Origin of the sequence: Longimicrobium sp. (assembly GCF_036280135.1) — a bacterium.
GTDB lineage: Bacteria > Gemmatimonadota > Gemmatimonadetes > Longimicrobiales > Longimicrobiaceae > Longimicrobium.
In genome coordinates this window covers 1-8,784 of record NZ_DASURI010000420.1, presented here as the reverse complement: position 1 = coordinate 8,784, position 8,784 = coordinate 1, and the positions used below count along the sequence as shown (strand labels likewise).

The 8,784-nt window shown below is 71.2% G+C and carries 9 protein-coding genes; 7 read left to right on the top strand and 2 right to left on the bottom strand.

What is annotated here, in order from left to right; genetic code table 11:
- The coding region (locus VFZ20_RS13525; protein ID WP_329684422.1) for an alpha/beta hydrolase at positions 1–811 on the bottom strand (811 nt) is incomplete at its 3' end.
- Positions 812–1,035: 224 nt separating this feature from the next.
- On the opposite strand from VFZ20_RS13525, the gene VFZ20_RS13520 reads away from it, so the two are divergent.
- From VFZ20_RS13520 to VFZ20_RS13490, 7 genes are all read left to right on the top strand, one after another.
- On the top strand, positions 1,036–1,503 hold the full coding sequence (locus VFZ20_RS13520) for a MarR family transcriptional regulator (RefSeq protein ID WP_329684421.1): 468 nt from the start codon (positions 1,036–1,038) through the stop codon (positions 1,501–1,503).
- A 141-nt stretch (positions 1,504–1,644) separates the two neighbouring features.
- Entirely contained in the window at positions 1,645–2,196 is a 552-nt protein-coding gene (locus tag VFZ20_RS13515; protein ID WP_329684420.1) for a YceI family protein, read from the top strand.
- Between the two features lie 306 nt (positions 2,197–2,502).
- Positions 2,503–3,582 (top strand): VOC family protein, encoded by a 1,080-nt coding sequence (locus VFZ20_RS13510; protein WP_329684419.1) that lies wholly within the window; start codon positions 2,503–2,505, stop codon positions 3,580–3,582.
- Positions 3,583–4,049: 467 nt separating this feature from the next.
- The gene (locus VFZ20_RS13505; RefSeq protein WP_329684418.1) at positions 4,050–4,697 is read left to right on the top strand and encodes an NAD(P)-dependent oxidoreductase; all 648 of its coding nucleotides are present in this window, start codon (positions 4,050–4,052) and stop codon (positions 4,695–4,697) included.
- Between the two features lie 524 nt (positions 4,698–5,221).
- Positions 5,222–5,788, top strand: coding sequence for a DUF4142 domain-containing protein (locus VFZ20_RS13500; RefSeq protein ID WP_329684417.1), 567 nt, complete (start codon positions 5,222–5,224; stop codon positions 5,786–5,788).
- 132 nt (positions 5,789–5,920) lie between these two features.
- Positions 5,921–6,217 (top strand): Mut7-C RNAse domain-containing protein, encoded by a 297-nt coding sequence (locus VFZ20_RS13495; RefSeq protein ID WP_329684416.1) that lies wholly within the window; start codon positions 5,921–5,923, stop codon positions 6,215–6,217.
- Between the two features lie 103 nt (positions 6,218–6,320).
- On the top strand, positions 6,321–8,039 hold the full coding sequence (locus VFZ20_RS13490; protein WP_329684415.1) for a DUF4062 domain-containing protein: 1,719 nt from the start codon (positions 6,321–6,323) through the stop codon (positions 8,037–8,039).
- On the opposite strand, the gene VFZ20_RS13485 is transcribed toward VFZ20_RS13490, so the two are convergent.
- Positions 8,036–8,737 (bottom strand): GNAT family N-acetyltransferase, encoded by a 702-nt coding sequence (locus VFZ20_RS13485; protein ID WP_329684414.1) that lies wholly within the window; start codon positions 8,735–8,737, stop codon positions 8,036–8,038. The two genes, VFZ20_RS13490 and VFZ20_RS13485, sit on opposite strands and share 4 nt — an antisense overlap.
- Positions 8,738–8,784 lie beyond the last annotated feature (47 nt).

The window sequence follows — 8,784 nt, the reverse complement described above, 5'->3', positions numbered from 1 at the left end:
TGCGCAGGAGCTCGATGACGCCCTCGGGGTTGTCGGTGTTGATCCAGTGGCCGCCCTCCAGCAGGTGCAGGAACACGCGCCCGTTGGCCACCCCCGCCATCTCCACCCGCCGCGCGGAATCGTCGTCCAGCGTGCGGCTTTCCGTCGCCTTGACGAAGTGGATCTCCAGGTCCGCCGGCGGGTGCACCACCACCTCCCACAGGTCCGTGCGAAAGAAGTCGCGCAGCATCTCCTCCATCACGTCGAAGTCGATGCGCCAGCGGTAGCGGCCCTCCGCCGGCTCCAGGTTGATGGCCATCCACTGCGCCAGCCCCTCGTTGAGCCCCGCGCCCATGAGCGCCGCCAGCGCCTCCTGCCGCGAGGCGAACTCCGGCGGCAGTCCGCGCACCAGCTCGATCATCCCCCAGGCGCTCCCCTCGGGCTCGCGGACGGCGGGCGTGCTGTCCATCACCCACACCTGGCGCAGGCCGTCGCCGCCGTGGTGCCGCGCGTACATGAGCGCCACCTTGCCCCCGAACGAGTGGCCCATGACGGCCGCCGCGTGAAAGTCCAGGCTTTCCACCAGCCGGTCCACGTCCGCCGCGGCGGCCTGGAGCGTGTGCGGGCCCGTGAACCCGCGCGAGCCGCCGTGGTTGCGCAAGTCCACCAGCAGCACGCCCCACTGCGGCCGCGCCTCCACCAGCCGCCGCGCGATGGTGCCCCAGTTGCGTCCGCTGCCGTAGATGCCGTGCAGCATCAGCAGCCACTGCGTGGGCTGGGCGTCCTTCGCCGTCACGCGGGTGTGGGAAAGGATGGGCTCCTGCGTCGTCACGGTGCTCGCTCCACGCTGTCTGTCGTCACCTCGATCCGTCGCGATGCGCGGGAACGTATCGCGCGGGGCGCCGCCGCGCGACTGCCACGCAACGCGCACGCCGCCAACTGGTTGACGATCCCCCGCCCGCCCCGCCATCTTACCCGTCGGCACGCGCGGAGGGTTGACGGGGGCCGCGGAGCGAATTACCTTAGTTCTAAGATTTCTGACACGCGGAGGAGGACATGCCGGAAGTCGTGAACGAGGCGGGCACGGAGCAGGCGCTCAAGCTGTGGGTGGTGCTGTCGCGGGCGTTCAACGCCGTGCAGGCCCACGTGCAGTCCGACATCGCGCGCCACGGGCTCACCGTCACGGAGTTCGGCGTGCTGGAGGCCCTGTACCACAAGGGGCCGCTCCTGCTGGGCGAGGTGCAGCGCAAGATCCTCGTCACCAGCGGCGGCGTCACGTACCTGGTGGACCGGCTGGTGGCCAAGGGGCTCGTGGAGCGCCGGCGCTGCCCCACGGACCGCCGCGCGGCGTACGCGGCGCTCACGCCCGAGGGCGAGGCGCTCATCCGCGAGATCTTTCCCCAGCACGCGGTCGCCATCGACCGGGCGATGGCCGGGCTGGACGACGAGCAGCGCGCGCAGGCCATCACCCTGCTGCGCGCCCTGGGCCGCCACGCGGCGGACGCACCCAGGACGGACGGATGAGGGTCTTGACGGCCCCTATATCTTAGTAGTAAGAATTAGAGCAGACGAATAAAACGCGGCGGACCCATCCGGCCCGGGCCTGGTCGCGACCGCGAAGTACCGAGGGGCCAACCCGAACCCGACCTGAACGGAGACACGCAGATGAGCATTGCCGAGAACGCCGCGACCGCCACGAGCACCTGGAACATCGACCCGGCGCACACCACGGTGGAGTTTTCCGTCAAGCACCTGATGATCAGCACCGTGCGCGGCCACTTTGGCGCCGTCACGGGCACCATCGTGCTCAACGAGCAGGACCCCACGGCGTCCAGCGTGACGGCGGAGATCGACGTCACCAGCATCAACACGCGGCAGGAGCAGCGCGACGCCCACCTGCGCTCGGCGGACTTCTTTGACGTGGACACGTTCCCGTCCATCAAGTTCCAGAGCACGCGCATCGAGCGTGACGGCGACCACTTCGACGTCATCGGCAACCTCACCATCCGCGACGTGACGCGCGAGGTGGTGCTGCACACGAGCGATGAGGGCCGCGGCGGCGACCCGTGGGGCGGCCAGCGCGCGGGCTTCAGCGCCACCACCAAGATCGACCGGCGCGAGTTCGGGCTCACCTGGAACCAGGCGCTGGAGACGGGCGGCGTGGTGGTGGGCAACGACATCAAGATCTCGCTGGAGGTCGAGGCCGTGAAGGCCTGATCAACCGAATCTGCAGTTGATTTCCTGAGGGAGCGCCCGCGCGGGATTCGCCCGCTCACGGAACCACGGGCGCGACCGAAGGATCTCCTTCGCGAGACAGGGACTTCGCCACTGGACAGGGTCCTTGCCGGGTCGGCGAGATCCTTCGGGGCCCGTGCATCCGGCACGGTCGAGTCCGCGAGGGCCCCTCAGGAAGACAACTGCTTTTTCGGATCCGGCCTGCGCCGGTACGGCAGACGGTTTGCGCGCGCCCCCTTCCGCACGGACGCGGAAGGGGGCGCGCGTGCAAACGCCAGGAGGGGCACCATGGAGCTGATCACGCAGGGCTTTCACCACGTGGAGCTCGTCTCGTCCGACGCGGCGCGCTCGCTGGCGTTCTACCGCGACGTGCTGGGGCTGAGCCTGCTGGATCGCACGCTGGACGGCGATGGCGCGGACCCCCTCTTCCTGGGGCAGGACGGCGGGCGCCCGGGCACGCTCATCGGCATCACGGACTGGGGGCAGGCGCCGGCCGGGCGGCCGGGGATCGGCGGGGTGCACCACCTGGCGTTCGGCGTGGCGGACGACGAGGCGCTGCTCCAGTGGAAGCGGCGGCTGATCGATGCGGGCGCCCACGTGAGCGGGCCGTACGACCGCGGCTACTTCACCAGCCTGTACTTTCGCGATCCGGACGGGCAGATCCTGGAGATCGCCACGGCCGGGCCGGGCTACGCCATCGACGAGCCGGCGGACGCGCTGGGCCGGGAGATGCTGTTTCCCCCGCAGCGCATTGTGCGCGGGCACCGCGACGAGGCGGCCATCGCGGCGCTCACCTGGCCCGAGCCCGTGCCGGACATCACGCCCGACATGGTGCTGCGCGGCACGCACCACGTGAGCGCCATCACGGACGACCTGGTGCGCGCGGGCGAGTTCTACGAGCAGGCGCTGGGGCTGCGGCTGGTCAAGAAGACCACCAACCGCGACGACCCCGACATGCTGCACTACTTCTGGGCCGCGTACGACGGGCAGGCCGTGGCCCCGCACAGCTCGTGGACGCTGTTCGGCTTTCCGCCGCACTGGAACCGGGCGCGGGGCGGCGTGGGGCAAACGCACCACGTGGCGTTCCGCGCGCGCGACAACGAGCAGCTGGCCGCGTGGCTGGATCACCTGCGGTCGAACGGCATCGACGCGTCGGAGGTGATGGACCGCACGAACTTCCGTGCCGTGCAGTTCCGCGCGCCGGACGGGCAGCTGATCGAGATCGCCACGGACGCGCCGGGGTTCGGGACGGATGCGGGACGGACGGCGGATGGGGCCGATGCGGATCGGGCGGATGCGGGAAGGGCGGATGCGGATCGGGCGGGTGCGGGACGGGCGGATGCGCCGGCATCCAGCCTGAGCGGCTAAAGCCGCCGCTGGGACAGCGGGAAGCCCTGTCTCGCGCCGACGCGCTCTGCGAACAGGGCTTCAACCGCCAACACGGCCGTCACCCGGGCGGCGGGCCTGGCTCGCCGCACGCACCGGTGCACACGCGACGACCCTCGCTGGGGCAGTCCGCGCAGGCGGACTTCGTGCCTTTCCAGCGGCGAATTCATTCGCTCCGGCGAGGACTCCGCGATTCGGTGTGGGGGACGCGATACGGCGCGGGGGGACGCGATTCGGCGCGGGGGGACGCGATTCGGCGCGGGCTTCGCGACCTCCCGCGAGGACTTCACGTGACGCGATATCGGGTTCCGCGATGCTGGACGGATCCGATCGTGACCCGACACGCGTCCCGACCGCGGCGGATACAGACAATCGATTCGGAGCCCTGGTCCACGGCCGGGTGCAGACACGCGGCTCATTCCGGGCCGCATACACGGGAGATGAGGCAGATGAAGATCGTACTGTTCGGCGCCACGGGGCACGTGGGGCAGCGGATCGTGGCCGAGGCGCTCCGCCGCGGGCACGAGGTCGTGGGCGTGGTGCGCGATCCGTCGCGCGCGCAGGCGCCGGACCCGCGCGTGTCGCTCGTCCAGGGCGACGCGACGGATCCCGCCAGCGTGGCCGCCGCCGTGCGGGGCGCGGACGCCGTCATCGGCTCCGTGTCGCCGCGGCCGGGCACCACGGGCCAGGCGCCGTCGCTCGTGGACGTGGCCCGCGGCCTGATCGGCGGGCTGCGGCAGGCGGGCGTCAAGCGGCTGCTCGTCGTCGGCGGCGCGGGGAGCCTGGAAGTGGCACCCGGCGTGGCGCTGCTGGACACGCCCGGCTTTCCCGACGCGTACAAGGCCGAGGCAGAGGAGGGCCGCGCGTCGCTCGACGTCTACCGCGCCGAGGCCAAGGGGCTGGACTGGACGTTCGTCAGCCCCGCCGCCGTCATCCAGCCGGGCGAGCGCACGGGCCGGTACCGCACCACGGACGACCAGCTGCTCACGGACGAGAGCGGCAACAGCGTGATCTCGTACGAGGACTACGCCGTCGCCCTGCTGGACGAGATCGAGACCCCGCGCCACGTGGGCCGCCGCTTCGGCGTAGCCTACTGATCCGCCGGATCGGCCGAAGGCGATCGACGACGGGGCCCGCGCACGCCGCGCGGGCCCCGTTTTCGTATGCGGGCCGCCGTCCAGCCGGAGCGGCTAAAGCCGCCGCAACGACAGCGGAAAGCCTCGCAAACTGCGCGAGGCTTCAACTGCGCGAACGCCGCCCCGGTGCACACGCAACGGCCCTCGCTGGGGCAGTCCGCGCAGGCGGACTTCGCGCCTTTCCAGCGGCGAATTCATTCGCTCCGGCTGGGGAACGGCCATTACCGAATTGGATCCGCAACGAGCATCATTCGCTCCGGCCGGGACGCGGCTGGGGGCCTCAGGAAACAACCGTTGTTCCGGATCCCCTGTAACCGGTCCTCCACCACCCCGCCGCCAAGCCACCCCCGAAGCGTCCAGTTTCCCTGAAATCTCTGGAATCACCGCTGTTACAGCGTTCGGTTCAAGGTTTGCAAAACCCCGCGCCCGCTTTTCCCGGCCGGGGCGGGGGTTCCGGCCGGTTCGTCAACACGACTGGAGGACGTATGAAGCTCAGCAACCGCATCCTGTCCATGGGCCTGGGTGCCGCCCTGTTCTCGCTTCCGGCCTGTTCCGCCGGCATGGCGGGCGCCATGGGCGGCAGCATGGACGCGTTCAGCGACGCCAACGTGGCCGCGTCGGCCTCGTCCAGCAACATGGACGAGATCCAGACCAGCCAGCTCGCCGTGCAGCGCGCGCAGAACCCGCAGGTGCGCCAGTTCGCGGAGATGATGGTGTCGCAGCACGGGCAGTTCGAGTCCGAGATGAACGCCATGCTGCAGGCCAAGGGCATGGCACCCATGGACAACGCGTGGAGCGGCACCCTCAAGCGCCACCTTCCGCCCACCCTGCAGATGCTGCAGTCCATGCAGGGCGCGCAGTTCGACCTGGCCTACATGGTTCACCAGGTGGGCGCGCACGAGATGACGCTGCACGCGCTGGACACCACGCTCATCCCCAACACGCGCGACCCGGAGATGGCCGCCATGCTGCGCGACCGCGTGCGCCCCGCCGTGGCCGACCACCACCAGCGGGCCATGCAGATCGTGGCCATGCTGCGCGCCGGTTCCTGATCCGCGCGGGAACGGCACCTGCACTTTCTCACGCGGGAGCGCGGAGGGCGCAGCGTACTTCGGTCCGTGCACGGACCGGGTGCCCTGCTCCTCACGCAGCCCCCGCGTGAGCTTTCTTCGGCGGATTACCGGATGAGCGACGCGGTCCCCTGCCCCGGCTGCCGGCGGCCGTACGACCGCGCGCGGTTCGCGACCGGGCGGGCCGTGCGCTGCACGCGCTGCAACCACCCGCTGCAGTCCGTCACCCCGGACGAGGTGCCGGGCCGCGTGCCGCCCGCCGTGCCGGCGTCCGACGCGGCGCTGCACCACTGCGCGTCCCGCGGCCGCGTCTACCGGGAAGGCACCCACACGGCCCGCATGCGCCGGGAGCTCGCCGGCGTGCTGGCAAACGATCCCGCGGAACCCGGGACGGTCCGCGGCCGGTCTTGACGCGGCCCCACGCGCCCTGCTTCTTCCACTTCCAGGTGCATCGCGGCGGACCCGCGACGTCTCCCGCCGAATCGTGTCCTTGCCTTGATACCCGCCCTGGTCCATGTCCCAGCCCGTACAGAAGGTTCGGATCTTCATCTCGTCCGAAGAAGACGTGCAGCAGGAGCGTGATGCGCTGGGACGCGTGATCGCCGAGCTGAACCTTACCCTGGGCGGCGACCGGGGCATCGTCCTGGAACCGGTCACCTGGGAAACGCATGCCCATCCCGCCATGGGGCGACGGCAGGCCGTCATCAGCGAGCAGATCGGCCTTTACGACATCTTCATCGGCATCATGTGGTGGCGCTTCGGCAAGCCCACGGGGGTGGCGGGCTCCGCCACGGAAGAGGAGTTTCGGCGCGCGTACGGCGCCTGGGAGCACGGGGGCAGCGTGGACATCCTCTTCTACTTCTCCCAGCAGGGCTACCGCCCCCGGAGCTCCGAAGAGGCGGACCAGCTCGCCCGCGTGGTGGCCTTCCAGGAGGAGCTGGACGGAAAGGGGCTCGTGTTCACCTACCCTTCCGCCGCCACGTTCGCCGACGTGGTGCGACCGCAGCTGGCCCGTGTGGTGATGAAGCGCGCGGCGGGAGGAGCCGGCGCCCCCCCTGCCCCGCGCGACCTGGAACGCGCAACCCGCCTCATCGTGAACGAGGTGCTCAGCGACCTCGCCGCCCTGGACGCGCGCCTGGGCCAGGTGCTCACGGCCACGCGGCCGGACGCCTTTAACGAGCGCATGCGGACCGCGCGAGGCGCGCTGGCGCCGTCCGTGGCAGACGCGGCGCTTTCCGGGTATCGCCGGCTGATCGCGGAGCAGCGCATCGGGTCGCTGCGGCAGGCCCTGAACGCAACGCTGCTGCGCACGGAGTTCGGCGCCCCGTTGCTCAAGCTGCTGGCAGACTCCGAGGCCGACGTGCAACCCGTGCGCGTTTTCTACGACCAGCTGGCCGAGGTGCAATGGGCGACCGAAGCGTTGATGACGGCGCTCGGCGAGGCCGCGCGAAACGGCGAAGGCGACGCCGGCGACCAGGCCCAGGCGCGCGTGGGGCTGGCCATCGAGACGCTCGAGGCGCGCAGCGAAAGCGCCCACCTTGCCGGCCTGGTGCTGCTGCGCGCCATCGGCGCCTCCGGGGGAGAGGTGGAGCATCGGCTGGCCGGCCTGACGCACCTGCGGCCCGCCGCGCTCCTCCCGGCGGAAGAGGTGTCGCGCCGCATGGACGAGAGCCTTCGCCGTCAGACGGCACTGGCGCGGCGGCGCGAGCAGCTGCTGGCGAACGCGACCCACCTGCGCGACGAGGCGGCGCGTGCGTATGAAGCCCTGGAGGAAGACCTGGAGGTCCGCCCCACGGACACCTGGAGCCAGGTGGTGGGAAAGGCCGTGTCCCTCCGCCAGCTCGGGCGCGTGGCGGACGCCGTTGCCGCGTTCGCGCGGTACGGGGAGATGTTCCGCGCCACGGACCCCGCGGCCGCGGACTACGCGCGCGTGGCCCAGGCGTTCACCCTGGCCATGGGGCGGCTGGGGGTGAGCGGTGGAATGTACGTGTACCAGCTGGGAGAGACGTCCGCCGGGCACGGGGCGGGGCTGGCCGTGGGCGACGTGGTCATCGAATACAACGGCCGCAGGGTCTCCGGCAGCCGCGAGATGACGGAGGAGCTGGGCCGCACACGTCCCGGCGACTTCGTGCGGATGTCGTGTCTTCGCCTTCACCCGTCCTCGGGCCGCTTTACGCAGCTCGGACTGAGCGTGGAGGGCGGCCCGCTGGGCGCGGGGCTGATGCCGGTCTAATCCGGCTCGCCCGCGAAGTCCGGGTGCGTGCCGATGACGCCGTGCTCCTCCAGGTACTGCACCATGTAGCAGAACGTGTCGCTCTGCAGGGGAAAGCGGATGCGGTACGCGCGCCGCCAGATGGCGTACACCAGCCGCACCACCTCGTCCGCGGACAGTTCCGGGCGCGGGTCGGCCATGGGCTCGCGGTACAGCACGTAGCGGCCCTCGGAGCGGCGCGGCATCCAGGGGTGAAAGTAGGGAAACGCAAAGGGGATGGCCTCGCCCGCGCTCACCAGCGTGCGCAGCCACGGGCTCTGGCGCTTGACCTCGCCCACGACGTACGCGGGGTCCGCGCCCCGCTTGCGCCGGGCCTCCTGGCGGATGGCGTCCACCAGGTGCGCGCGCAGCTCGCGGCCCAGGAACATCCCCCGCATGTCGGCGTGCACGGCCAGGTAGGTGATGAACCCGGCGTTCACCGCCTCCAGCCAGATCCCCGCCGCGGCCGCCACGGGCCGTCCGTCCCCGTCCACCGTGGCCACCAGGTGGTAGTCGCCGCCGGTGGCCATGCCGCGCCGGCACTCCTCGATCTCCGAAAGCAGGTCGTCCACGGGCTGCACGTCGCCGATGGACTCCGAGATCAGCTCCAGGGCCTCGCGCGCCAGGGGCTCGCGCTCGTCCTCCACCGCCACCACCCGCAGCTCAGGCGCGCCCGACATCCGCGCCGCCCTTCATCCCGTCCACGGTGATCCCGAACACCCGCGCC

Coding starts and splice junctions, on each gene's coding strand:
- VFZ20_RS13495 (WP_329684416.1), top strand. CDS start 5,921: ATGAGCGACGCGGTCCCCTGCCCCGGCTGCCGGCGGCCGTACGACCGC.
- VFZ20_RS13490 (WP_329684415.1), top strand. CDS start 6,321: ATGTCCCAGCCCGTACAGAAGGTTCGGATCTTCATCTCGTCCGAAGAA.
- VFZ20_RS13500 (WP_329684417.1), top strand. CDS start 5,222: ATGAAGCTCAGCAACCGCATCCTGTCCATGGGCCTGGGTGCCGCCCTG.
- VFZ20_RS13505 (WP_329684418.1), top strand. CDS start 4,050: ATGAAGATCGTACTGTTCGGCGCCACGGGGCACGTGGGGCAGCGGATC.
- VFZ20_RS13485 (WP_329684414.1), bottom strand. CDS start 8,737: ATGTCGGGCGCGCCTGAGCTGCGGGTGGTGGCGGTGGAGGACGAGCGC.
- VFZ20_RS13520 (WP_329684421.1), top strand. CDS start 1,036: ATGCCGGAAGTCGTGAACGAGGCGGGCACGGAGCAGGCGCTCAAGCTG.
- VFZ20_RS13510 (WP_329684419.1), top strand. CDS start 2,503: ATGGAGCTGATCACGCAGGGCTTTCACCACGTGGAGCTCGTCTCGTCC.
- VFZ20_RS13515 (WP_329684420.1), top strand. CDS start 1,645: ATGAGCATTGCCGAGAACGCCGCGACCGCCACGAGCACCTGGAACATC.